Annotated in this window: 23 protein-coding genes and 1 tRNA gene; 13 read left to right on the top strand and 11 right to left on the bottom strand. The window is 58.2% G+C overall.

Translation table 11 applies throughout. The features are described from left to right. Positions 1-54: 54 nt before the first annotated feature. Complete coding sequence (locus V8J82_RS02140; protein ID WP_339971667.1) at positions 55-384, bottom strand: HesB/IscA family protein; 330 nt, start codon at positions 382-384, stop codon at positions 55-57. Positions 385-489: 105 nt separating this feature from the next. Here V8J82_RS02140 and V8J82_RS02135 point away from each other — a divergent pair, with 105 nt between their 5' ends. The 8 genes from V8J82_RS02135 (at position 490) to V8J82_RS02100 (ending at position 8,118) form a co-directional block, all read left to right on the top strand. Then, positions 490-1,662, top strand: coding sequence for a deoxyguanosinetriphosphate triphosphohydrolase (locus V8J82_RS02135; RefSeq protein WP_339971666.1), 1,173 nt, complete (start codon positions 490-492; stop codon positions 1,660-1,662). Between the two features lie 428 nt (positions 1,663-2,090). Beyond that, on the top strand, positions 2,091-2,438 hold the full coding sequence (locus tag V8J82_RS02130) for a hypothetical protein (RefSeq protein WP_339971665.1): 348 nt from the start codon (positions 2,091-2,093) through the stop codon (positions 2,436-2,438). A 68-nt stretch (positions 2,439-2,506) separates the two neighbouring features. Next, on the top strand, positions 2,507-4,234 hold the full coding sequence (argS, locus tag V8J82_RS02125; RefSeq protein ID WP_339971662.1) for an arginine--tRNA ligase: 1,728 nt from the start codon (positions 2,507-2,509) through the stop codon (positions 4,232-4,234). An 89-nt stretch (positions 4,235-4,323) separates the two neighbouring features. Next, positions 4,324-5,274 carry an SPOR domain-containing protein gene (locus V8J82_RS02120; protein WP_339971660.1) on the top strand — a complete coding sequence of 317 codons (951 nt, stop codon included), beginning with the start codon at positions 4,324-4,326 and terminating at the stop codon, positions 5,272-5,274. After that, positions 5,275-6,288, top strand: coding sequence for a glycoside hydrolase family 3 N-terminal domain-containing protein (locus V8J82_RS02115; protein ID WP_339971658.1), 1,014 nt, complete (start codon positions 5,275-5,277; stop codon positions 6,286-6,288). Further along, complete coding sequence (locus tag V8J82_RS02110) at positions 6,281-7,087, top strand: segregation and condensation protein A (RefSeq protein WP_339971656.1); 807 nt, start codon at positions 6,281-6,283, stop codon at positions 7,085-7,087. The genes V8J82_RS02115 and V8J82_RS02110 overlap by 8 nt, the downstream gene beginning before the upstream one ends. Then, the gene (scpB, locus tag V8J82_RS02105; RefSeq protein WP_339971654.1) at positions 7,084-7,782 is read left to right on the top strand and encodes an SMC-Scp complex subunit ScpB; all 699 of its coding nucleotides are present in this window, start codon (positions 7,084-7,086) and stop codon (positions 7,780-7,782) included. Before V8J82_RS02110 ends, scpB begins: the two co-directional genes overlap by 4 nt. Positions 7,783-7,923: 141 nt before the next feature. Then, the gene (locus tag V8J82_RS02100; protein ID WP_339971652.1) at positions 7,924-8,118 is read left to right on the top strand and encodes a hypothetical protein; all 195 of its coding nucleotides are present in this window, start codon (positions 7,924-7,926) and stop codon (positions 8,116-8,118) included. Positions 8,119-8,308: 190 nt separating this feature from the next. Here V8J82_RS02100 and glnA read toward each other — a convergent pair whose 3' ends face one another. After that, positions 8,309-9,715 (bottom strand): type I glutamate--ammonia ligase, encoded by a 1,407-nt coding sequence (glnA, locus tag V8J82_RS02095; protein WP_339971650.1) that lies wholly within the window; start codon positions 9,713-9,715, stop codon positions 8,309-8,311. Positions 9,716-9,776: 61 nt separating this feature from the next. Then, positions 9,777-10,115, bottom strand: a complete 339-nt coding sequence (locus tag V8J82_RS02090; RefSeq protein WP_339971648.1) for a P-II family nitrogen regulator — start codon at positions 10,113-10,115, stop codon at positions 9,777-9,779. A gap of 160 nt (positions 10,116-10,275) precedes the next feature. On the opposite strand from V8J82_RS02090, the gene V8J82_RS02085 reads away from it, so the two are divergent. Next, the gene (locus V8J82_RS02085; RefSeq protein WP_339971645.1) at positions 10,276-11,850 is read left to right on the top strand and encodes an NAD(P)H-hydrate dehydratase; all 1,575 of its coding nucleotides are present in this window, start codon (positions 10,276-10,278) and stop codon (positions 11,848-11,850) included. A 234-nt stretch (positions 11,851-12,084) separates the two neighbouring features. Here V8J82_RS02085 and V8J82_RS02080 read toward each other — a convergent pair. The 8 genes from V8J82_RS02080 to V8J82_RS02045 all read right to left on the bottom strand — a co-directional run bounded on the left by V8J82_RS02080 (position 12,085) and on the right by V8J82_RS02045 (position 21,298). After that, positions 12,085-12,169 (bottom strand) — tRNA-Leu (locus V8J82_RS02080). 1,382 nt (positions 12,170-13,551) lie between these two features. Further along, positions 13,552-14,337 carry an inositol monophosphatase family protein gene (locus tag V8J82_RS02075; RefSeq protein ID WP_339971643.1) on the bottom strand — a complete coding sequence of 262 codons (786 nt, stop codon included), beginning with the start codon at positions 14,335-14,337 and terminating at the stop codon, positions 13,552-13,554. Beyond that, the gene (locus V8J82_RS02070; protein ID WP_339971641.1) at positions 14,327-15,346 is read right to left on the bottom strand and encodes a LacI family DNA-binding transcriptional regulator; all 1,020 of its coding nucleotides are present in this window, start codon (positions 15,344-15,346) and stop codon (positions 14,327-14,329) included. Before V8J82_RS02070 ends, V8J82_RS02075 begins: the two co-directional genes overlap by 11 nt. Then, positions 15,343-16,749 (bottom strand): glycerophosphodiester phosphodiesterase, encoded by a 1,407-nt coding sequence (locus tag V8J82_RS02065; protein WP_339971639.1) that lies wholly within the window; start codon positions 16,747-16,749, stop codon positions 15,343-15,345. The genes V8J82_RS02070 and V8J82_RS02065 overlap by 4 nt, the downstream gene beginning before the upstream one ends. Positions 16,750-16,754: 5 nt before the next feature. Beyond that, positions 16,755-17,765, bottom strand: coding sequence for an ABC transporter ATP-binding protein (locus V8J82_RS02060; RefSeq protein ID WP_339971637.1), 1,011 nt, complete (start codon positions 17,763-17,765; stop codon positions 16,755-16,757). Beyond that, positions 17,765-18,592: a carbohydrate ABC transporter permease gene (locus V8J82_RS02055; RefSeq protein WP_339971634.1), complete on the bottom strand. Its 828-nt coding sequence runs from the start codon at positions 18,590-18,592 to the stop codon at positions 17,765-17,767. Before V8J82_RS02055 ends, V8J82_RS02060 begins: the two co-directional genes overlap by 1 nt. Further along, positions 18,589-19,887 (bottom strand): carbohydrate ABC transporter permease, encoded by a 1,299-nt coding sequence (locus V8J82_RS02050; protein WP_339971632.1) that lies wholly within the window; start codon positions 19,885-19,887, stop codon positions 18,589-18,591. The genes V8J82_RS02055 and V8J82_RS02050 overlap by 4 nt, the downstream gene beginning before the upstream one ends. 64 nt (positions 19,888-19,951) lie before the next feature. Next, positions 19,952-21,298 (bottom strand): ABC transporter substrate-binding protein, encoded by a 1,347-nt coding sequence (locus V8J82_RS02045; protein ID WP_339971629.1) that lies wholly within the window; start codon positions 21,296-21,298, stop codon positions 19,952-19,954. A gap of 381 nt (positions 21,299-21,679) precedes the next feature. Here V8J82_RS02045 and V8J82_RS02040 point away from each other — a divergent pair, with 381 nt between their 5' ends. From V8J82_RS02040 to V8J82_RS02025, 4 genes are read left to right on the top strand one after another with little or no spacing between them, the layout of a single operon-like run. Next, entirely contained in the window at positions 21,680-22,252 is a 573-nt protein-coding gene (locus V8J82_RS02040) for a TetR/AcrR family transcriptional regulator (protein WP_339971627.1), read from the top strand. Positions 22,253-22,255: 3 nt separating this feature from the next. Next, positions 22,256-22,585 carry a DMT family transporter gene (locus tag V8J82_RS02035; protein WP_339971625.1) on the top strand — a complete coding sequence of 110 codons (330 nt, stop codon included), beginning with the start codon at positions 22,256-22,258 and terminating at the stop codon, positions 22,583-22,585. Positions 22,586-22,603: 18 nt separating this feature from the next. Further along, positions 22,604-22,945 (top strand): ClpX C4-type zinc finger protein, encoded by a 342-nt coding sequence (locus tag V8J82_RS02030; protein WP_339971623.1) that lies wholly within the window; start codon positions 22,604-22,606, stop codon positions 22,943-22,945. Beyond that, entirely contained in the window at positions 22,942-24,186 is a 1,245-nt protein-coding gene (locus V8J82_RS02025; RefSeq protein WP_339971621.1) for a M28 family peptidase, read from the top strand. The genes V8J82_RS02030 and V8J82_RS02025 overlap by 4 nt, the downstream gene beginning before the upstream one ends. Positions 24,187-25,030: the final 844 nt, after the last annotated feature.

Raw genomic sequence — 25,030 nt, 5'->3', positions numbered from 1 at the left:
CTGTCGAGATATTAACCTATCACCGAAGGGCAAAACCGCCAGGAAAACGCGGCATTACATCGAGAACGAGGTGCCGCACCCACAGGAAGAAGATGCATTCGGGTTGTCGATAATAAAGCGCGCGCCGATCAACTCTTCGCTGAAGTCGATTGTCGCATCCGCCAAAAACGGGAGGGAGACCGCATCGACGACCACCTTTTGCCCGGCGCTTTCCAAGACCAGATCATCGTCAGCGGGCGTGTCGAGCTTGATTTCGTATTGAAACCCGGAACATCCACCGCCTTCGACCGCCACGCGCAGGGCCTGGGGCGCAGACGCGCCGTCATTGATCTCAGCCAGACGGGCGAAGGCCCGATTGGTCACCTTTGGGGGAACAGTCAACATCGGCTTTCACCTGTCGCTTTGCATTTGTTTTGAATATATGGGCGGCGAGGGGATGGGACAAGACGGACCAGTGGCGGCTTGGATAAGGCCGCAGAGGAGAACATCATGCGCGCGGCTTTTGCCTGCGATCCCCTGGCGACACGCGGTCGGCGCGTGTGGGAGTGTGAAAGCGCCCATCGATCCGCTTTTCAACGGGATCGCGATCGGATCATCCATTCCTCGGCCTTTCGGCGATTAAAACATAAAACTCAGGTGTTTGTGGAGCATGAGGGTGACTACTTTCGCACCCGTTTGACCCATTCGCTTGAAGTAGCGCAAGTCGCGCGCACCATGGCCCGGGCCCTTGGCTTGGACGAGGATCTGACAGAAACGGTGGCGCTGGCCCATGATCTGGGACATCCGCCCTTTGGGCATACCGGCGAGGATGCGCTTCAGGTGCTCATGGCGCCCCATGGCGGCTTCGATCACAACGCCCAGGCCATTCGGATCGTGACCCATCTTGAGCGGCACTATGCCGAGTTCGACGGCTGCAACCTCACATGGGAGACATTGGAAGGCATCGCCAAGCACAACGGCCCCGTCTCTGATCCGTTGCCATGGGCGCTGGCTGCCTGTGGCATGGAGGTCGATCTGGAACTGGCGACCCATGCATCAGCTGAGGCGCAGGTCGCCGCACTGGCCGATGATGTCGCCTACAATCACCATGACATCCAGGACGGATTGCGTGCCGAACTGTTTTCGGCGGATGAATTGGCTGAACTGCCGATCCTAAGCGATTGTTTTGCCGAAGTTGATGCCCGCTATCCGGATCTCGCAACGGACCGCCGCCGCCATGAGGCGTTGCGACGGTTTTTTGGGTGCCTGGTCGAGGACGTGCTGGCAAACGCCAGGGCAACCCTCGCGCGGGTCAACCCCCAATCGCCCTTCGATATCCGGCAAGCGGGCATTCCAATTGTCCAATTTTCCAACGGCTTGTTCGCTGATTTGAAAGTCATCCGTCAATTTTTATTCAAAAAAATGTATCGCGCGCCATCGGTAGTCGAGATGCGCGCCGACGTCACGCAGGTGGTCGAGGATTTGTTTCCGTATTTTTGCGAAACGCCGACGGAGTTGCCTGCGGAATGGCAAACCGACGTGGCTGAAGCCAGCGGAGATACCACGGCGCTGGCGCGTCTTGTGTCGGACTACATTTCCGGGATGACGGATCGCTTCGCGTTGCAATGCCACCAAAGGTTGATCGGCGGAACAGATCGCGGCACACTCAAACGGCCCCTATAAGCTCAATTTCGGAGCCTACCGATGCCCCTATTGTTTCGTATATCCGCCGCACTTGCGGTCGGGTGTGTCATTGCCACGTCAGCTAGCGCATTTCCACAGGATGGTCTTTTTTATCAAGGGTTTAGCTGCCCCTCCGACGGATTTAGCCCCGGGGGAGAGCGAAGCGCAACCCTAGCCTTCCCCACGCTTTGTCTGACTGAGCAATGTTGTGACCTGTCCAACCCGATCAATGTGCGGGATATGGATCAGACGTTTCTCTATGATGGCGACTGTACGGCGGAGGGAATAGACTTCAACGCCAGGTTGTTGGTAGGGGAAGCCTCCATTGATGGGATGATCGTTGTGTTGAATGGTGCAGCCTATACCTACGCACGGTGCGAACCCTGACGAACGCTGCCGTGCCGCATATTTAACGCACGGAGTTGACCATGACCCTTCGTATTGCTGTTGCTGTGGGCGTGACCTTGGCGCTGGCCGGTCATGCGGCCACGGCTCAGGTGGCCAACGGCCGCTATCAACTCGGCGCTTGCACGACACATCCAGAGGAAACGGTGGTGCGCGTCAATTACAACGTTCTGACTTTTTACGAGTCGGTCTGCACATTGTCTGATCCGACCCCGATCCAGGGCACGAATGGGTATTCCTATATCGGGAATTGCGCGGGTGAAGGACAAGAATGGCAGGCAAATATGCTGCTGATCCCCTTGCAGGATGGCGAGATTATGCGTCTGATCCGCGACGGCGTCCCGTTGGATTACACGCGTTGCACGCCGTGATGGTGACGCACAATTGACGCGACCCCTTGGCGTGATACACCGCGCGGGACCTGAGAAGGACCCAAGCTATGACCCTATTCGCCGAGATCCGCGACACTGTCTTAGAGGCGATCGCCGCGCTCACCTCTGAAGGTGTCTTGCCCGAGGGGCTTGAAACGCGTGCCATTACCGTCGAGCCGCCGCGCGATCCCGCCCACGGTGATATGGCAACCAATGCCGCAATGGTGCTTGCCAAACCTGCATCAAAAAAGCCCCGCGATATCGCAGAGGCGCTGGCAGAAAAGCTTGCAAGCGACGAGCGTATTGTCTCCGCCGATGTGGCCGGGCCAGGCTTCTTGAACCTGCGCCTATCGGCCAAGGTTTGGCGCGATACCCTAAAGTCTGTGTTGCGCCATGGACCTGCCTATGGACAGTCTGCAACAGGTGAAGGCCGCCATGTAAATGTCGAATATGTCAGCGCAAACCCAACCGGGCCGTTGCATGTAGGCCACACTCGTGGCGCAGTGTTCGGCGATGCTTTGGCGAGCCTTCTGGATGCCGCAGGCTATGAAGTGACGCGGGAGTATTACATCAACGATGGGGGCGCCCAGGTCGATGTGCTCGCGCGGTCGGTATACCTTCGATATCTCGAAGCGCATGGCCAACAGGTGGCATTCGAAGATGGTACATATCCTGGCGATTACCTGATCGAAGTGGGCGAGGCGCTGAAGGCCAAGGTCGGCGACGCTTTCATCGACAAAGGCGAACAATATTGGCTGGCCGAGATCCGCGAATTTGCCACCGATAAGATGATGGATTTGATCCGCGAGGATCTCGCGCTTCTCGGCGTCGAGATGGATGTCTTTTTCAGTGAAAAGGCGTTGTACGGCACCGGGCGCATCGAAGCTGCACTGGCCGATTTGCGCGACAAGGGGCTGATCTATGAAGGCGTGCTTGAGCCTCCGAAAGGCAAAAAACCAGAGGATTGGGAGCCGCGCGAACAAACCTTGTTCAAATCGACCGACCATGGCGACGATGTTGATCGTCCCGTTATGAAATCCGACGGCGCTTGGACGTATTTCGCGCCGGATATCGCATATCATTTTGATAAGATTTCCAGGGGGTTCGACGAGCTTATTGATGTATTTGGCGCGGATCATGGTGGCTATGTGAAGCGCATGAAGGCCGCCGTCAGCGCGTTGTCGGCGGGCAAAGTTCCTCTGGATGTCAAGCTGACGCAATTGGTCAAGCTGCGTCGCGGCGATGAAGAGTTGAAGATGTCCAAGCGTGCGGGCACGTTTGTGACGCTTCGGGATGTCGTGGAAATGGTCGGCCCCGATGTGACGCGGTTTCATATGCTGACGCGCAAAAACGACGCGCCGCTCGATTTTGACGTCGATAAGGTGCGGGAACAGTCGAAAGACAACCCCGTTTACTATGTGCAATACGCCCATGCCCGGATCCAATCCGTGCTGCGCAAGGCAGATGCCGCAGAGATCAGCCCAGATTTGGATCAGTTGGATGCTGTCTCAGATCCCGCGGAATTGGCACTTGTCGCCAAGATCGCCGAATATCCGCGGATGATCGAAATCGCGGCACAAAGTCACGAGCCACACCGGATCGCCTTCTACCTCTTTGATTTGGCGAGTGAATTCCACGCGCTGTACTATAAGGGAAATGCCGAGCCGCATCTGCGCTTTTTCCAGGAGGATGATCCAGCAGCAACATCGGGGAAACTTTGCCTGATTCGCGCCGTGGCGATTGTTATTTCCAACGGTCTTGGTATCTTGGGTGTGAAACCAGCTGACACGATGTGAGGCGCAGATCTCACCACGGCTGGGGCAAACAGGCAAGTATCCCGGCCGATTGGCGCTATGCTGAACCGGCCTAGGGCAGTGAGGCGAGCATGGCAGATGTGCAGTTTGGCGGGGATACGTACCCGCAATATACCCATTATTTCAATGAGGTAGAACCGGATGATGGCATGGAGCCCGCATCCGCGTTTTCTGTTGGGCGGATCGTCAACTTGGCTGCCGCCCTGGTATCGGTGGCGTTGGTGGTGGGCATGGCGGTCTGGTCATGGCATTTGCTAGTGCGCGATGTCACCGACGTGCCCGTTGTCCGCGCAGCGGAAGGTCCGATGCGTGTCGCCCCCGAAGATCCCGGCGGATCCGTGGCTGAGAACCAAGGTCTTTCGGTCAATCGCTTGGCCGAGGGTGAAGAGGCGGCTCCCGTCCCGGATCAACTGGTTTTGGCACCGCCACCTGTTGAATTGGCGCCGCTGCAGGCCACCCCGCAGGAGCCCGCGGAACAAGCATTCGAAAACGCCTCGGTCGGAGCCGATGCGTCACCAACACCTGGGGCAGATGAAACATCGATGTTGATCGATCGGCTTCTCGCCGAGGCGCAACCGCTTGGCGCAATTGATGAAACCATCCCAGCGGTTGAGGCGGAAAGCGTCGAAACGATCCCGACATCTATCCCGGGCGTGCGGCGTTCGCCCCGCCCATTGCTGAGACCGGCAAGTCTTGTGATCACTGCGCCCGAAAGCCGTCCGGCAGCGGCAGAGCAAGCCAACCTTGAGCTTGCGCCAAATGCTCTGGAGGCGGGGACCCGCCTGGTTCAACTTGGCGCCTATGACAGTGCTGATGAAGCGCGGGCGGATTGGGATCGCCTGGCGGGCCAGTTCCCCGATTACTTTACTGCGCGGGGTCGTGTGATCGAACAGGCCACATCGGGCGGGCAGACCTTTTATCGATTGCGCGCCCATGGTTTTGCAGATTTGTCCGCGTCGCGCCGGTTTTGCACAGCGCTGATCGCCCGCGGGACGGCTTGTATCCCGGTGACGGTGCGTTGAATGAGCGCCGCGTCGGCGACCATTCTTGGCTGCCATGGGGTCCGGTTGACGCCGGACGAACAGACCTTCTTCGCTGACGCGCGCCCTTGGGGCTTTATCCTGTTCGCACGGAACGTGAGCGATGCCGCGCAACTCTCTGCTTTGACGGCAGAATTGCGCGATGCCGTTGGCTATGACGCCCCCATTCTCATTGATCAGGAAGGTGGGCGCGTCCAACGGATGCGCGGCCCGATTTGGCGTGAGTGGCTGCCAGCACTGGACCACATGGCACAGGCTGGCCCGGCCAATGGTCCGCGCTCTATGTATCTGCGCTATCGGCTGATCGCACACGAATTGCGCGCCGTGGGCATCGACGTCAATTGTGCCCCGTTGGCCGATGTTGCGCGGCAAAACACGCATCCGGTTTTGCTCAACCGCCTCTATGGAGATGATCCCGACCGCGTCGCCGAGGTGGCCCTTGCGGTGGCAAAAGGTCACCTCGATGGGGGGGTGTTGCCGGTTGTGAAGCACTTGCCAGGCTATGGGCTTGGCACCGTCGACAGCCACCATGATTTGCCGCGGGTGTCGGAGGCGAGGGACGCGCTGCAGCGAGTTGATTTCAAGGCATTTATCCCGCTTGGAGACCTACCGTTGGGGATGACCGCACATATTGTCTACGACGCCTATGATCATGAGCTGCCAGCCACGATGGACCCGTCCATGATCCGCGTGATCCGGGAAGAGATTGGGTTTAAGGGCGCACTCATCACCGATGATCTCTCGATGGGCGCGCTGCCGGGTGAGATCGGCAAGCGTGCGGAACGCGCCCGTCGCGCCGGATGTGATCTGATCCTGCACTGCAACGGCGATCTGCCGGAGATGCAGCGTGTCGTCGCTTGCTCGGGCGCTCTGGATGGCCCTGCGAAGTCACGAAGTGATGCTGCTCTGGCGGCGCGTCGTGCACCCGATCCGCTTGACATAGACGCTGTCGAAGCGGACCTTGCCGATCTTCTGAGCGGAGAGGTCTATGTCTGACGTCACGGGGTCCGATCAAGGGCCCGCAAATTCAGATGATTGGGACTGGGTCATCGCCCGGCGCGAGGCCGAGGCACTGATCATTGACGTTGACGGGTTTGAAGGTCCACTGGACCTGTTGCTCACACTCAGCCGAACGCAAAAGGTGGATCTGCGCAAGATCTCCATCTTGGCCCTGACCGAACAATATCTGGTGTTCATCGAACAGGCGCGGCAATTGCGGATTGAACTTGCCGCAGATTATCTGGTGATGGCGGCTTGGTTGGCCTTCCTGAAATCGCGCCTGCTTTTGCCACCGGAACCGGGAGAAGAGGGGCCAAGCGGTGAAGACATGGCCGCGCATTTGGCGTTTCAATTGGAGCGCCTAGCCGCGATGCGCGATTGTGCGGCGAAACTGATGGCGCGGGACCGCTTGGGTCGGGATCGGTTCGTGCGCGGACAGCCGCAGACGATGACCACCTCTCGCAAAATCACCTACACGGCGGGATTGCTGGACCTGATGCAGGCCTATGCTCGGATCCGCACGAAAGACGATTTTCGCCCCTTTGTGATGGATCGCGATGCGGTTTTCACGATGGAAGAGGCGCTGGATCGTCTGCGCGGCTTGATCGGGTATATGGGGGAGTGGGCGGATCTGATGACGTATCTTCCAGATGGATGGGCATCGGATCCCAAACGCCGTCGATCCGCGGCAGCGGCAAACTTCGCGGCGGCACTGGAACTGGCAAAATCGGGTCGTGTCGAGTTGCGCCAGAGTGAGACTTTTTCGCCCATTCAACTACGCCGGAAAGATACATGAGCGACGCTCCGGAACCCGCTGAAAGTGCACCTGAAAGTCTGTTTCGTGCCCCACCTTTGGCGGAGCAGGAGCGTATGGTCGAGGCGCTGCTGTTCGCCGCAGCGGAGCCCGTCACTTTGGGGGAGATGGCCGCGCGGATGCCGCACGGCTCCGATCCGGCCGAGGCACTGTCGCTGCTGCGCCGACGGTATGAAGGCCGCGGTGTGCAAGTCACCCGCGTGGGCGATGCCTATGCGATGCGGACCGCCGCGGATCTTGGATTTCTGATGGCACGTGAGCAGGTTGAGCAACGCAAGCTTAGCCGCGCGGCGATCGAAACCCTGGCGATTGTTGCGTACCATCAGCCGGTCACCCGCGCAGAAATCGAAGAGATCCGGGGCGTATCGGTTAGCCGAGGCACCGTAGATCAATTGATCGAACTGGACTGGATCAAATTCGGACGTCGTCGCATGACCCCGGGCCGTCCTGTCACATATGTCGTAACGCAGGACTTTTTGGACCATTTCGGACTGGAATCCGCGCGTGACTTGCCTGGCCTGAAAGAGCTTCGTGAGGCTGGCATGTTGGAAAGCCGCCCGCCTGAAGAAGGCGATCCCGTCGATACGCGGGACCCGGATACCGGCGACATGTTCGAAGATGATGCCGAAGCATCCTTGGATGATAAGGCAGATGACGTTTGGGATGATGAGGACTGACCCCAAATCTGGGTCAATAGGTGGCTTTCGTGCCACATGTCTCAACGACAGACACAATCTGCCCCCTTTCTGCCACATTTTGTTCTAAATCTAACCTGCGCAAAAGACGCGATAAAAAACAAAAACTCTGAGGCAGAGCAAATGACTCGTATCGTTAACCACCTGCTGTCGCTGGTCAGTGGTCGCGTGGGCGACCGGGCGGACGACATGATGATCAATCGGATCGCGCAAGGGTCCAGTCATGACCGTGCGCTGGCCGCGTTCAAGGCGGATCAGGCCAAGGTTGCAAGCCGGCAATGCGGCGCGACTTTTGAAACAAAACGGATTGCGAAGTAAATCGCAGGCTAGACACCTGACATGCATCGGTAAAAGGGCGCTTTAAGGCGCCCTTTTCGTGCTGAATTCGCGTTAGGCTAGACTGTTTGAAAACCCAAAACAGGGTCATCAGCAATCTCTATCAGCGGCCAAAGCTCCACAAAAAAAGGGCGCCTCAACGGGCGCCCTTTCATGTGACTGGCGGCTGGGATCAGCAGCTGTAGTACATCTTGTATTCCATTGGATGAGGCGTGTGCTCGTAGGCGTAGACCTCTTCCCATTTTAGCGCCATGTAACCTTCCAATTGGTCGCGGGTGAACACGTCGCCCTTCAGCAGGAACTCTTGATCTGCTTCCAGCTCGTCCAGAGCTTCGCGCAAGGATGCGCAGACCGTCGGGATATCGGCCAACTCTTCAGGGGGGAGATCATACAGGTCTTTGTCTGACGGCTCGCCCGGGTGGATCTTGTTCTGGATCCCGTCGAGCCCAGCCATCAGCAGAGCGGCAAAGCACAGATAGGGGTTCGCCGCTGGATCGGGGAAGCGAGCCTCGACGCGCTTTGCCTTGGGGCTTTCCGTCCATGGGATCCGAACGCAACCGGAGCGGTTGCGGGCCGAATAGGCGCGCAGGACCGGAGCTTCAAAGCCCGGGATCAGACGCTTGTAGGAGTTGGTCGATGGGTTTGTGAAGGCGTTCAGCGCTTTCGCGTGCTTCAGGATACCGCCGATGAAGTACAGCGCTTCGTCGGACAGATCAGCATATTTATCGCCTGCGAACAGGGGCTTGCCGTCTTTCCAGATCGACATGTTGCAATGCATGCCAGTGCCGTTGTCGCCCGCGATGGGCTTGGGCATGAACGTGGCCGACTTGCCATAGGCATGGGCGACGTTGTGGATCACATATTTGTATTTCTGCAGTTCGTCGGCCTGCTTGGTGAGGCTGTCGAAGATCAGGCCAAGTTCGTGCTGGCACGACGCCACTTCGTGGTGATGCTTGTCGACCTTCATGCCGATGCGCTTCATGGTCGACAGCATTTCCGAGCGCAGGTCCTGACCGGCATCGATCGGATTTACGGGGAAATAGCCGCCCTTCACGCCGGGGCGATGGCCCATATTGCCCATCTCATATTCAGTGTCGCCGTTCCAAGAGGCGTCCTGAGCGTCGACCTCGTAAGAGACCTTGTTGATCTCGATCGACATGCGCACATCGTCGAAGACGAAGAACTCAGCTTCGGGCCCGAAATACGCGGCATCGCCAATGCCAGAGGCTTTCAAGTAAGCCTCGGCCTTCTCCGCGGTCGAACGCGGGTCGCGCTCATAGGCTTCGCCGGTATCCGGCTCGACGATCGAGCAATGCACACACAACGTTTTTTCCGCGTAGAATGGATCGATATACGCGCTTTCGGTGTCGGGCATAAGCTTCATGTCCGACGCTTCGATACCCTTCCACCCGGCGATCGACGATCCGTCGAACATAAAGCCTTCTTCCAGGAAATCTTCGTCCACTTGATCGGACATCACCGTCACATGCTGCAGCTTGCCGCGCGGGTCGGTGAACCGGATGTCAACATATTCGACGTCCTCGTCCTTGATCATCTTCAAAACGCTGTCTTTGCTCATTTGACCTTCCCTTAAGTTCAGTTTGGGCCCCGGTCGGGGGTGTTCTTGATATGGATGAATTTTAGAGAGCGTCTTCGCCCGCCTCGCCGGTCCGAATACGGATCGCCTGGCTGATATCCGACACAAAGATTTTGCCGTCGCCGATCTTGTCGGTTTTCGCCGCACTGATGATCGTCTCGATGGCCGCTTCGGCCTGGTCGTCGCTCAGCACGACCTCGATTTTCACTTTGGGCAGAAAATCCACGACATATTCCGCACCGCGGTACAATTCCGTGTGGCCCTTTTGACGCCCAAAGCCTTTGACTTCGGTGACGCTGAGGCCTTGAATTCCGATCTCCTGGAGGGCCTCTTTGACCTCGTCCAGTTTGAACGGTTTGATGATGGCTTCGATTTTTTTCATGGCCGCCGACTCCCTCCTCGCCTCCGCATTGCAGAGGTGACATCATTTTGGGCAGGGGGCGTCCATGTGGGACAGTGCGACTGGCCCGGCGCGGCTTTGGATTCACAGGGCCGCGATTACGAAATGGGCGAGTAGCACAAAAAATGTGCGAAAATGAATCGTGACAGGGAAAACTTTCATGATGGATGTGGTCACAAGCGCGGAAATGCGCGCGATTGAGGCAAAAGCGATCGCCTCCGGCAGGGTCACCGGGCTTGAGCTGATGGAGCGGGCCGGGCAAGGCGTTGTAGATGCGATCATGGCGAAATGGCCAGATCTGGTACATGCGGGCCACCGCGCGGTGGTCTTGTGCGGACCGGGCAACAATGGCGGCGACGGCTTTGTGATCGCACGTCATTTATCTGCGTTGGGGTGGGCTGTCCGCGTGTTGTCTCTCGGTGATCCCGATAAGCTTCCACCAGACGCGCGCGTGACCTACGAAAAATGGGACGCGTTGGGACCGGTTGAGCCGCTGTCAAAGGGTCTGCCAGCCGGTTTTGACGAATACGATCTTGTCGTGGACGCCCTATTCGGGACGGGGCTCAGGCGTCCGCTGGACGGGTTGGATGAGCTTTTGCGTGCCGTGGTTCGGCTTGCCGACGATTGGGAGCGCGGGGGGCAGGGCGCGCGCGTGGTCGCCGTCGATCTGGCGAGTGGCATCTGCGCCGATAGCGGCTGTGCACTGCGCAGCCCCGGCGCCTATTCGGATGCATCGGTGGAGGCCAATCTGACGGTCACCTTCCATCGTCCCAAAATCGGCCATTATTGCGCCGACGGGTATGCCGTACACCGTGACTTGGTGGTGGTGGACATTGGGCTGGAGGGGAGCGGTGCGGTTGAGCTTGTCACGCGCGATAGGGTGTGGCTGCTGCGCAAATATCATCTCGATCACAAGTTCAGCAATGGTAGCGCGCTGGTCTTAACAGGCGGTTTCGGAAAGACCGGCGCTGCCCGGCTGGCGGCGCGTGCGGCTTTGCGTGTCGGCGCCGGATTGGTGACCCTCGGTGTGTCAGGCGCCGCCCAGATGGAGGTGGCTGCCCAGATCACCGGCCTGATGATGACGCGGGTCGACACGGGCCAGGATCTGACGAAGGTTTTGGCTGACACCCGTCTGAGCGCCCTTTGCCTTGGGCCAGGGCTGGGCCGTGATCGCGCGCTGGACCTTGTGCCAACCGCTCTCGCAGGCAAAGGGCGGCCGGTCGTTCTGGACGCGGACGCCCTGACGGCCTTTGAAGACGATCCCGATCACCTCTTCGCGTTGCTTCACAAGCATTGTGTTCTGACGCCCCATGAGGGCGAGTTTCGGCGCCTTTTTCCGGACCTGGCGGTTCATGAGCCTGCCACGACCGGCCCCGCCTATTCGAGTGTGGATGCCGTGCGACAGGCCGCAAAGCGGTCCGGATGCGTCGTGTTGCTGAAAGGTCCGGCGACGGTCATTGCGGATGAAAAGGGAGAGTGCCGGATCCACTCGGCACAATATGACCGCGAGGCACCGTGGCTGGCGACCGCCGGCTCCGGCGATGTGTTGGCAGGTTTGATCACCGGCCTTCTGGCGCGCAATACACCCGCATTGGAGGCCGCGGCGACGGCAGCGTGGCTGCATGTCGAAGCGGCGCGCACGTTCGGCCCCGGTCTGATCGCCGAAGATATACCTGACATCCTCCCGCACGTCTTGAGCGACTTAGATGCTGAGTGATTGGCAGCCGCCCGGAGGTGAGGTCCGTCGGCCGCTGCAAGCTCAATCCCGTTCGTGAAAGCAACTCGGGCGTGTCGAGGTAGAGCGATAGCATCACCTGCGGCGCGCCATGTTCGAGGCATGTCTGAAAACCATCCACCAAACGTGCTGCAGGTCGCGCGATGGGCGTTCTGCCCAACGCGCTCTTTGACTGCAAATCGCGGATCAGGACATTGGTGAGATTAGATTGAAAAATGGTGCGGGTGGAGGGACTTGAACCCCCACGCCTTGCGGCGCCAGAACCTAAATCTGGTGCGTCTACCAATTCCGCCACACCCGCGATGCGGCGTCTCCTAGCAGGGGATGCGGGGCATGGCGAGACCTAAATCCTTCATACTTTTGCCCATGAGCAAGTTTTTTCGGCCCAGATTGCTCTGCAAAGCGGATGGACCCTGCGTAGGCACGTCAGACTGCCACTGGTCTGCCTGGGGGAGATTGATACTGACCGCTGCGCATCGCCTGTACCAATATCAGATAACAATCCATCATTGGGTGCTGACTCATTCCGCGGCACCAAATGGAACTTCCGCTAGGACGCCCGGGCTGCGTTAAGACCTGCAGGCATTGCACCAAGCTGGCGGTGATTGCGACTACTGTTTCGGTGCGGCTCGGCGCTGGAAATGCTCGATAGCTCAGATGCTCCCCGGGCGCTTGCTATGTAATGCAGTCGATCAACCGATTTCTAACGTAGCTGTCGAGATTAGAACCACATGCGAACGAAAGATGCCGCTTCAATGTTTGTGATAATCGCCTTGGCGTACTCAATCGTGCATATTCTCGTTTTCGCCATCTTTAGCTCTTTGAAAGCAAATTTCGGCGTATGCACCTTCTTCATCAATGTGGATACCTTCTAAACATGCTTAAAGCTAAACATGCTTAAAGCCTTAAAGCTAACCGGAATATCGGAAAGGCGCGTTCTCCGGCTCCATAGGTGGAAATTATGTCACTATGGCGATCAATATTTCACAGCTCATAGGGCGTTTGATGCGGATTTGTGAATCATCAAACTGATTGCGAAGGGTGTGGAGAAAGCATAAGTAATCAAAGGTTACTTGTGTGACATTTGCGGTTTAGCCAACTAACATGGTGATAGCAAGGCGCGGAGATGATATTGAGATGTGATACAAGACGGTAATAGAGAAAGAGCTTCGAAATGACAAAATACAGTTATTGCATAGCGCCTAGTATGCCATCGCGATAGTTCATCTATAATGCCTGAAAGCCGCCCGAAATCCTATATAGCTTAGTAGGTGCAATCTTCCCACAGAATTGAATAATAGGGATATTTTTTTGTGCGTGCGCAGTCATATTTTTTGGCCAGATTGCGGGTCATGTCGATATTTGGAAACCTCTTTGAGGAAATCACACTCTAGCGTTAGATGTTTTAAAGATTCAACCGCTATCATATAAAGCCAATTCAAAGAAATTTCCAACGAAAATCTGTAAGGAATGGTGGCGAAGTGCAAACCGCTGCTGACAGTACAGAAAACTGGTCTGTAAGACCTGTTTGGTCTCTTAAAAAAATAGTTAGATTTTCTCGCGCAGAGCGGTTATCTTTGGCGCCAGAATGCTATTCGCCGCGCGAACGCCCCGTTTGCGTAAGGATCGCGTTGAGCGGCTTGGGTGATATCCTTATGACGCGACCGCAGGCGCGGGGTCTGTCTAGCGCGTCGATGGCGGTCCTTTGAGCAAATCCGATAGGCCGGCGATAGCGCCGTTCTCCGCAAATACTTCCGCGGGTGACCCTACAAAGCTGGGGATCGGGGCGTGGGATATACGGCCGCCCGCCGCGCTCAACAGGACGCTTCCGGCGGCGGTATCCCATAGATTGAGTTGAGGCTCGAAATAGGCGTCAAACCACCCAAGAAGCACTCCAAGAAACCCGATCGTCGCCGCACCGTGCCTGCGATGTTCGATACCTGCAGACATCAAGCGACTGATCCGATCCAAATGCTGTTCAAGCGGCATCTTTGCCGAGTAACCCAGAGCGACCATAGGGGCGGAATGCGGTTGGCAGCGGGTCAAGTCCACCGCTTCGCCATTCACATGGGCCTGCCCCCCAGCGCTGGCACAGGCCAATATACCCAGATCAGGCGCCGCGATCACCCCATGGGTCAGACCACAACCGTCGTAATACGCGACCGAGACCGCCCATTCGCGCATCCCGCGCGAGAAATTCGTTGTGCCGTCGATCGGATCTAGGATCCAATAGGCCTCTGAATTGCCGTCGAAACCTCCCTCCTCGCCAAGGATCCCGTCGCCAGGAAAGGCATCGGCGATGCGTTGTCGCAGAAGCTGTTCGCAGGCCAGGTCGGCTTGGGTCACAAAATCGAGCCGAGCCTTCGTCCGCATCTCCAATCCGCCCGGCGCGCGGCGGAGTCTCTGCGCCAAATCTCCGGCAGCTTCAGCGATCTCCACCGCAAAGTTCAGGCGCGCATCAGTCGACATTTTGCGTTGTCCCCCGGAAAATCGGTTTCAGATCGATGGCAAAGCATTGCGCAGGCGCATCGTTTTGCGCCATCCGAACCTTGAGAAGGCGCAATGCCAACTGCGCCTGAGCCTCCAGGTCTTGTCGAACCGTTGTCAGGGAATATGCGCCCCAACTGGCCTGTTCGATATCGTCAAATCCCACGACCTGGATATCATTGGGCACAGACAGGCCAAGATCGAGACGCAGCGCGTCCACAGCCCCCAATGCCAATAGATCGGTTGCGCAAAACAACCCATCCACAGCGTCAAACGCGGCATGGCCCGCCGTCGCAATAGAACGGCGTGCGGCGTCATAACTCTGGTCGGCGGTCAAAAACCGGCCGCAGCCACCCAGCCTGGCCGTGGCCAAGGCGGCGAAGGCAGCGGCACGGCCGGTCACGGAAAAGGTCTGCGTTTCGGGCTGCAAGACGGCCATGCGACTGGCTCCGCACCGCCTGAGCATATCGAAGGCCAATCTGCCGCTCGCCTCAGGATCTGTAATCACGCGATCCGCCCATGCGCCGGTCTCCGCGCGGTTGATCAGGACAACCGGTACGCCAGCGTCATGGCATTCATCAATGGCGCGCTGTGGCGGCGAGTCGGAAGTGACGATCACACCGGCCACGTTGTACCCGAGCATAGCATCGATCAAACCGCCCACATCGGCTGGTGTCTCGGCGGTTACCAACATGGGGCGAAAGCCATCGCGAATAAGCGGCTGGGTCAGCAACTTGACTTGTTTGGCACGCACCGGCGTGTCGAGGCGGGACGCCAAGATCCCCACAATACCCGAATGCTCACTCTGCAGGCCGCGCGCAATGGAGTTTACTCGGTAGTTCAGCTCGCTTGCGGCGGCGTAGATCTTCTTTCGAGTTTCCTCGGCAACCGCCGCGCCCGGCGTGAAGGCGCGAGACACGGCCGAGCGGTGCACGCCCGCCAGCTTTGCGACGTCAAAGGAGGTCGGTTGGCGTTTTTTATCGGTGCTCATAGACGTGTTTTGGACATCAGATGCGCGCGGAAGTCGAATGGATTGTCGAGATTTACCATATCGGGACGCCGCGCCATGAGCGTGTCAAAGACCTTTGCGGCCCGTCCACGATAAGCGATCATGGATTTGATTGGACTGCCACGCAGCGCCGCAATCTCATTCGGGTCCGCATCCGGCAAGAATTCAATGATATGAGCGTCATAGGTCTCTATGGCGGAATGCAGGTCCGGAAAATCCTGACGCCGCGCCATGATATGGGCCCCTGGGGCGATGGCGCGCAACTCGTGCAGCGCGGTGCTGGAAAAGGACCAAAAGAAGCATTGCTTCTCAAGGCCGTGGGCTGTGACCTGGGACCAAACAGGCGCGGGTGGGGCGGATTTCAATTCAAGATACACTTGGCCATTGTATCGTTTGGAAAGCGCCAGGACCTCTGCCAAGGTCGGCAGGCGCGTCCCGGCGAAATGCGCATCAAACCAAAGACCCGCGTCAAGCAGGCGCAGATCGGCGAGTGTCTTTTCGGTCACCGGACCTGTGCCATTTGTCGTGCGATCCAGCGTTGGGTCGTGCATCACGACAATCTCGCCATCCGCCGTGACATGCAGATCGACCTCGATATGCGAAAAGCCGGCCGCCAGCGCACATTCCAGGGCCGGCAACGTGTTCTCGGGCGCAATCTTATTGGCGCCACGGTGACAAACGACCTCGACCGGCCAGGCGGCAGGCGGGCGAAAAGGGGCCACCAGCTCGGGCATATCCGAACAGATCCCGATCACCGGCTTGCTTCGGATCTCGGCCATGCGCACTGGATCCTCTTCATGCCACAGCGCAATCTGCTGGCCGTTGGCAAAAGCGCGGGAGAAGAGCGCGGGTGTCAGCGCATCTTGCGGACGGTCCATATGCTCCCAACACAAATGCACGATATCTGCATCCGCGGCGTAGACATGCGGATCTTCGCCCAGAGGCACGAGGGCAGCGACGGGATATGGGCAATCGGCGCCGCGAAGGATCTGGACCGCTTCGGTGTTGAACGCTCCTAGAATGGCCAGTGCGATGTCGTGGCGCCTGAGAGCCTCCAGGGTCGGAAGGCAAGCCGTGACATCCTTGATGTCGGCATAAATCCCGGCAGAGTGTTCAACGGCAAGCGACAACACCTCCTCAAGCAACGGGCAATCCGGCAGAGCTACCTCAATCTCGGCCCGTGTCATCGCGTCGACAGATCTGCCATCGGAAAGGGTGGCGTCGTGAAACACGATCACCTGCCCGTCGCAGGTCATGCGAATATCGATTTCCCACATATCGGCGCCAAGCATCGCGGCCTTTCGGAACGCCGCCAAGGTGTTTTCAGGCGCATAGGCGGCGGCACCGCGATGGGCGATCGCATAGGGGCGCGGCGGCAGATCCATCGATATCACAGCCGCGCGCCTTCGGCATTGAACGCTAGGATCCGATCTTCCTGAATCCCCCAATTGATACGGTCACCCAAACGCTGTCCGCCGGTCGCAGGGAGGATCGCACGCAAAGCCACCCCTGAACTCAATCGAATATCGACCAGCTCTTCGCGCCCCTGCGGTTCGACAAAAATCACTTCACCCTCGACCCCGTGGCCAAATTGCGGGCCGAAATGCTCGGGCCGGATCCCCAGGGTGGTCGCCCGTACACCTGAACGCACCGCCGAGACGGCGATCGCGTCGGCGGGGATGAAGGAAATCGGTGGATTGCCCAGGAACCCGGCCACAAACTGGTCGTTGGGGTTGGTATACATTCCCATGGGCGTGTCGATCTGCACGATTTCCCCATCTTTCATCAAAGCAATCCGATCGCACATGGACATCGCTTCGACCTGGTCGTGGGTGACAAGGATTGCGGTGATCCCGGTATCGCGTTGGATGCGCCGGATCTCGGACCGCATTTCAAGGCGCAGCTTCGCATCCAAGTTCGCCAGAGGTTCATCTAGAAGAAGAACATCGGGTCGGCGCACCATGGCGCGGGCCAGGGCCACGCGCTGCTGCTGCCCACCCGAAAGCTGCGCCGGGCGACGATCCAATAGGTTCGAGATCTGCACAAGCTCGGCCATCCGGCCCACTTCCAGTGCGATCTCATCCTTGCTGCGTTTTTGTACCTTCAGCGGAAAGGCAATGTTTTGCGCCACGCTCATATGCGGGTAGAGCGCGTAATTCTGGAACACGACGCCCACCGGGCGCTGCTGCGCAGGTAGGTGTGTGACCTCCGCCTCGCCGAAATGCAGGCTGCCGCCATCCATCTTGTGGATGCCGCAAATGGCAAATAGCGTCGTAGACTTGCCGCAGCCCGACGGGCCCAGCAGCGCAAGCATCTCGCCGCTGCGGACGGTCAGATCCATCTTGTCGATGACGGTCAGATCACCGAAGCGCTTTGTAAAATTCGATAGCCGCAGCTCCATCAGCCCTTCGTGCCTCCGCCGTAGATATTCATCAGTTGCTTTTGGAAGAGCAGATAAATGACGATTACAGGTAGCGAGTAGAACATGCCGATGGCCTTGAAGAGCCCGAAGTCCTGATTGGTGTCGTCATTGATTACCGCATACATGTAGGTAGCCAGCACCTGCACATCGCTGCTGGGTGCCAGCACCAGGGGCAGTACGAATTCCGACCAGGAATCCAGGAACGCGATGATCAGCAGAGCCGCAAGGCCGGGGCGCACCTGGGGCAGCACCAACTCCCACCAGACCCGGAAGCGGCTGGCACCGTCCTGAACGCCGGCCATCTCTATCTCCCACGGGACGGTGTCGTAAAAGCCCTTCATGATCCAAATGCCAAAAGGCAGCAGCAGTGCGGTTTTCGCAAAGATCACACCCACCAGAGAATCGTACAGGCCGACGCTCTGCAGGATGATGAAGATCGCGATGATCAGCGTGATCGTCGGGAAGGAATGCAGCACCAGCAAGCCGCCTAGAAACACTGGCCGCCCAGGCAGGTTCAGCCGCGACAGGGCATAACCCGCCGTCAGGGAGAGGCTACAAATGATCGACGCGGTGATGCAGGAAAACACGAATGTGTTCAGTGTCACCTGCCAGATCGAGGGGCGGCCCTGGTCGATACTGGCCCAAAGGAACCGCCAATTCTCGAAGCTGACCTCACCCGGCAAAAGTGACCCTGGCCGGGGCGCGGTGACGCTGTCGATCAGTTGGTAGAGATACATGATCAGAAGCGGCAGCGACAGCAGCCCGAGGAATGTCGCCAGATGCCAGATTCGCGCATGGCCTGTCATTGCTCAATCCTCGGCTTGGTGACCAATTCTTTGAAGTTGAACAAACGCAGATAGAACAGCGACAGTGCGATACCGATCACCACCAGGACCAGGGCAAAGGCCGAACCGAGCCCGTATCGGAGGTTCCCGCCGTAATTGTTCAGCGCGATGTTGAAGGCGGCCAGGGGCCAGGTCTCGGTCGCGCTGCCGGGCCCCCCATTGGTCGAAAGCAGGATGTATTCGAACGAGGTCAGAAGGCTGAGCGTTTGATAGCAGGTGTAAAACAGGATCGGCCACCGCATCTGCGGCAGCATGATATAGATCACCTGCTGCCAACGATTGGCGCCGTCCACTTCGGAGGCATGGAGCATCGAGGTTGGGATCGCCTTGATCGCCGAGGCGAACAGGATCATTCCCAGCGAAGCGCCCACAAACCCATTGATCAGGATCACAACGGTCCAGGCATGGATGGGTGTTTGCATCATCCAGTTCTGCTGAGGGACGCCGAACCAGCCAGTGATAGTGGCGATGAAGCCAGTGTCCCAGGTGAACCAGTTCCAAATCAGAACGAACATCACTGGCGGCAGGATCCGTGGTAGGAACCAGACGGCACGAAAAAAATGGGCGAGCCGGTCGGGCAGATAGAATGTTGAAATTGCGAGGAATAGCGCAAGGCCGAGGCTGACGGCCAATGTGGCGGCCACGTAAAAGGCGCTGTTGAGTGCGTAGCGCCAAGTTGAGGGCAGCTCCATGAGCAGAGCGAAGTTCTCCGAGGTCCAGCGCCAACCGGTATAGGCCAGCGTAGTCAGGCGGTCGCGGTCTGCCTCGGGGATCTCCATCGTCGCCAGGGCGCCGCGGAAGGCGGCTTCGGAGGCGAAGCGCTCGCCCAGCAAAGAGACGGCGAAGAGATCGGCGGCGGCCTTCCGTTCGCGGGTATTGCGGATCGGTTCACTGGTAAGATCACGCAAAACGCGTTCCAAATCGCGGCGGGCCTCAAAGCTATCCCCTAGATAATCGTCGCGCAGTTCGGTTGCGCGCTCTGCTCCGTAGATCTCAGCGAAGCGCAGCAGACCGTCCTCGGTGATTTGAAACCCCGCAGCGTCCAGGCGCTCGACGGTCTCCGCAGTGATGCCTTGGGCCTCAAGCCCACGCAGATCGGATTGCGAGATCAAATACTCGCCCCCGCCAATCCCGGTGGAGGTGGACATGTTCGTGAATGAAAATCCCACGGTCAGCAGGACAGGGAGCATGAAGAACAGCACCGCAATGAGAATTGCGGGCGCCAGAAATCCGATGCCGAGAAGCTGTTGGCGCATGGGGGGTGCTCCGTAGGGACGGGACCGGGGCGCGGATGGCGCACGCCCCGGTTCCGCGATTGCTTTAGCGAACGATCAACTCGTCGCCCAATGTCGCGCGAAGCTGTGCTTCGACCTCGGCCACAGCCTCTTCCGGGGTCTGTGTGCCGGTCCAAGCGGATTCCAGACCGCTGAACAGGGCTTCAGAGAAGACGCCGTAATTGATGTGATTGGGCTGCGAATTGGCAGAAGTCAGAAGGCGTTCGGTGGCTTCCGCCGCCCAACGATCCCCGGCATAAAGATCAATGCCCTCTTGCACCTGGGTCACCGCCAAATGGTTGGACTGGATCGCGTGCAGGGTGTTCAGGCGCGGCTCGGTTGCGATGGCCACCAATTGCGCGGCCACTTCCTCGGCCCGGTCATCGCCCTGGGCGGTTACCAGATAGACCAGCGGATGGGTGATGGTGTTCGCGCGTCCCGCTTCGTTGCCTGCCGGGATCAGCGAGAACTGGACGGTGTTCCAGAAATCCTCGTTCCCTTCGCTGATATAGCGCCCGTAATGCCAGGTGCCGCCATGCCAGAAGGCGGCGCGGCCATTGGCAACTTCGTTGTACCACTGGCCCCAATCCGTGCCGATATGGTTTTGGCGGGTCACGCCAGCCGCCACGGCATCAACGAAGAACTGATAGAATTCGGTCATCGCAACGGTGTCGAGCACCAGGCGACCGGTTTCAGGATCCACCAATTCACCGCCGAAGCTTTGGTAGAATTGCGCATAATCGGGGCCGTTGGAGACCCGCGGATAGAAACCGTAGCCTTCTTCGACCAGGCCCATTTCAACGGCGCGGGTGGCATCCGCAAGAACGTCTTGCAAGGTGTATTCGCCGCTGGCGACACGGTCCGGCAGCGTGTCGATTTCATCTTCGGAATACCCCAGCGCCTCGAGCGTTTCGATCCAGAAGAAGAAGGGCCGGGATTCGGCATCCTGCGGAACACCCCATTGCATGCCGTCGAAGGCCGCGATCTCCATCAAGTTGGGATAGACGTTGTTGAGCGGCCAGGCGTCGAGATCCACGTAATTCTCGATCGGCACGATGTAGCCCGCTTGACTCCAAGGCGCGATATCGAGATGCGAGGTCACCACGATTGACGGTGCGTCGCCAGCTTCGGCCGCCAGTGTGACGGCTTGCTTAAACTCGCTCCAGCCTGCGAAATCCCAGCGCCCATCAATGGTGATGTTGAGCTCTTCTCCCAAAATCGCGGCTTCGCGTTGCAAGATGTCAGCCGCCATCTCAATGGCTTCAACCCGGTAGCTGTCGCTGTCATTCGAGCCACCGGCCCAAACGGTAATGGTGATATCTTCGGCGAAGGCTGCGCTTGAAACAGCCATCAAGGCCGCGGCCATTGCCGTCGTGCGGGTCAGGGTGGTCATGGGGTCCTCCAGGATTTGGGCAGATATAGGAGCGTTTTGCACACGTGTGCAAAATCTAGGCGATTCCCATCACAATTTTGCGACAGGGCGGCATCTAGACCCCGAGACGCGGACGTCATCAGCCTCCGGTAGGGTGTTTGGGGATCCGGATAAACCACGGCATGTCGACTGGATTCACGCTACCATACGCAACGCCTCACCCACGCTAAGCGCTGAATTCTCATCGCTTTTCGCTGTTGACTATGCCTGGGTCGATCATGAACTTGCTTCGCAAAAATTGGTCATTGACTCTTTTAGGTCACTGACCCATTTTTGCTTATAAATAGCAGATATCGGGTATTCATCTTGGCAATCCAAGTTCCAAAGGGATCAAAAGGAGAGGTGCGGCGGGTCGAAATCCTGTCGGAAGCACGCCGCGTGCTGCTCGTAGATGGATACCACAGCCTCTCCGTTAGGCAGGTCGCGGCGGCTCTGGGCATCTCGGTCGGCAATCTTCAGTACTACTTTCCCAGTAAGGACGATCTGGTTGAGACCGTTCTCACGCGAGAAATCGATACCTCTCTCGACATCATGCAGGCGGCCGGATGGGACCCAGAGGATGTCGAGGCTTCTACAAGACAGGCTGTCCGATCACTTTTGCTGCATCACGCCAGCGATGCGGGACGCTTCTACACGATTGCCGAATCCCTCGCTTTGCATGACCCCAGATTCGCGCAACTAAAAGCGCGTGGTTATGCCCATGTGTTTCACGAGGTTGAACAGCTTGTCGGTGCCCGGGTTCCTGTGCTGGACTCAAATCAGCGGAAGAGGCTGACGCGTGTTCTGGTTGCCCTGATCGATGGGGCGTCGCTGCAAGTTCAATTCGGGATGGTTGACGCACCCGCCGACGTGATCGAGGCATTGGCTGATGATGTCGCGGCGGCCATTTCACATCTTTCAGAGAACTGGAGCTAGGCTGTGCATTGGCTCTACCTCAGCATCGCAATTTCAGCTGAAGTTTGCGGCAGCACAGCTCTCAAAGCATCGGATGGCTTTACACGGCTTTGGCCCTCGGCTCTCGCCGCGCTGGGTTTTGGGGTTGCTCTGTACTTCCTGTCCCTCTCTCTGCGCACGCTGCCCCTGGGGGTTGCCTATGCGATATGGGCCGGTGCGGGCACCGGGCTCATCGCTCTGATCGGTGTCGTGATCTTCCGACAACCCGTTGACCTTGCCGGATACGCGGGCATCGCCCTCATAATTGCCGGAGTTGTTGTGATCAACGCCCTGTCGAATGCAGTGCCTCATTGAAAAGCAAAGGAGACTGAAATGCTGAGCTGTTCTTTTTGTGGGAAACCCGCGGATCAAACAGGCGCGCTGCTGGCCGGGCCAGAGGTGAATATCTGCGACACCTGCATCGCGGTTGGGGTGCGGACGCTCGAAACGCGGGACGCGCTCGAAGAGGCTCCGGTTACGGAGAACGAATTGCATGTGGCCGATGATGAGCTTCTGCTGAGTCAAATGGCGGCAACTTCCGAATTGGTCGAGCGGCAATCCGAGCGATTGCAGGCACAGGTCGGCGAAGGGCGGCGGCGCGGTATTGGGTGGCGGGCGATTGGCGTGTCTCTTGGTGTGTCGCAAGAACTGGCAGAGGCGCGGTTCGGATCATGACCGCAAGCGTCATAGAACACCCATACGGCACCGCCGCGCTCAATCGTACGGCGATGCTCAAAGACATCGATCTGCATTTGCGCCATCTCACAATCGAAATCGCAGATCGCAGCGTGGGTTCAGCAGGCAACCAAGCCGCGACAGATTATGTCGGCGACATGTTTTGGAACCTCGGTTGGACCGTCAGCGCCCAAGAATTTGAGGTAGTGGATTGGGAAGACGGCGACGCGAGTGTCACCGTGGATGGTCAATCACGGTTTAAGTGTTCGGCCAGCCCATACGCGGAGGGCTGCGACGTCAAAGGGTCGCTCGTTGTCGCCTCCAGCCTCGAAGAGATCAGGCGCGCATCCACACAGGGCGCGCTGCTTCTTTTGACCGGCAAAATCACGCAGACACCGCTCATGCCGAAGAACTTTCCGTTCTATTCGGACGATGCGCAGCAAGCGATAATCGCCGCGCTGGAAGCTTCCGGGGCTTTGGCAATCTTATGCGCAACCGCTCACCCGCCGATGATCGAAGATGGTGATTTTGGTTTGCCGACAGTTTGTTTGACCGAGGATGTGGGACATGCCTTGGCAGCGCACGATGGCCGAGAGGCGCGGCTGGTGTCAAAGTGCCGTCGTCTCCCATCCATGGCCAAAAACATCATCGCGCGCATCAATGGCACTGCGTCGAGCAGGATCGTTATCACAGCACATATCGATGCCAAGAAAGATGTCCCTGGCGCCTTGGATAACGGGACGGGTGTCACAATGCTGCTTCTGCTAGCACGTGCTCTGGCTGCCTATGATGGGCCATTTGCGATCGAATTGGTCGCGCTGAACGGCGAGGATCACTATGCTGTTCCGGGGCAATTGGCCTATCTATCGGCAAACCCAGACATCGGTGCCACATGCGCCCTCAATATCAACATCGATGGTATAGGCTATCATGAAGGACAAACGGCTTATTCGTTCTTCGAGTTGCCGCCCGACTTTCAAGAGACCGCCGCAGCACTTCTCACATTACAACCCAATGCGTGCCCTGGTATGGAATGGTTTCAGGGGGATCATGCGATGTTCGTTCAGGCAGGGTGCCCGGCGATCGCCGTGACATCCAACTGGCTGCTGGAGAATATCGCCACCCAGAAGATTACACATTCAAAGGCGGATCACATGGATCTGGTCGATCCCGAGCGCCTTTTCGAAAGCGCACTGGCCCTAAAACACTTTATCGAGGCGATTGGGCAAACCCGGCTTTGAAGGCGTCTGTGCTAGAGCTTGCTTTCGCGAAGGTGTCGCCTGCCGGGGAAAACGCACTGCATTCTGCCAAGATCCATTTTGCGAGGTTTGCCGTGGATGTCAGGACGTTAAACGTCCTGCTCGCCGATCTTGCCCCGCTTGAACAATTGCAAACAGCCATCATAGCGTTGGTGTCTGGAAGGCTCTGAAGTCAACTGCTTAGTCGAGAAATCGCGGTGCGAGCTCGCCGCAAATCCACTTCAGATCCGCTCGCGTGGCATGCGTAGCCTTTCCTTAAAAGCAAAAATGTTCGCGACGCGGAGCATGGATGTATTTGATGGCTTTCCCGGGCCGATGCAGCGTCGGACGCTATATGCCCAGATCACCGAACCGATCCGTTTGATCCAACCTTGATCGTCCAGGCGCTAAGTCGGCTGGTAGGCTATGCGACATCCAAAACGGCGCTTGCTGATTGCGGGATTGGTTCGATCGCCTCGCGCAATCGGCGCTTGGCGTGCAGGTATCTGACGGGCAAGCTCCCGCGATCTTGTCTCGGGTTGACGGGTCGAAAGGTGGAGCAGAAAATGCGACCGGCAGGTGCCTCTCCAGTCTGGTGCCAGCATAAACAGGTCGGCGACCGACCCGTTTGCTGAAAGGGATCGCGTGAAAACCTTCCAGACATCTGCCGGATCACGAAAAGATTCGGATCCCATTTTGCGCCAGGCGTTAAGGCTGTTGCAGCTGGAATCCGACATACGCAGATGTGAGACGGAAACAGAGTTACTGCATCATCTTGTCAATGAAAGCAGAGCGATCCTTGGGTTCCGCCAGGCTTTCGCACTGCGTCGCCGCAGGGGCCTGTTAC

It is taken from the genome of Gymnodinialimonas mytili, from assembly GCF_037544085.1.
GTDB lineage: Bacteria > Pseudomonadota > Alphaproteobacteria > Rhodobacterales > Rhodobacteraceae > Gymnodinialimonas > Gymnodinialimonas mytili.
This window is presented reverse-complemented; position numbering and strand designations above follow the sequence as displayed.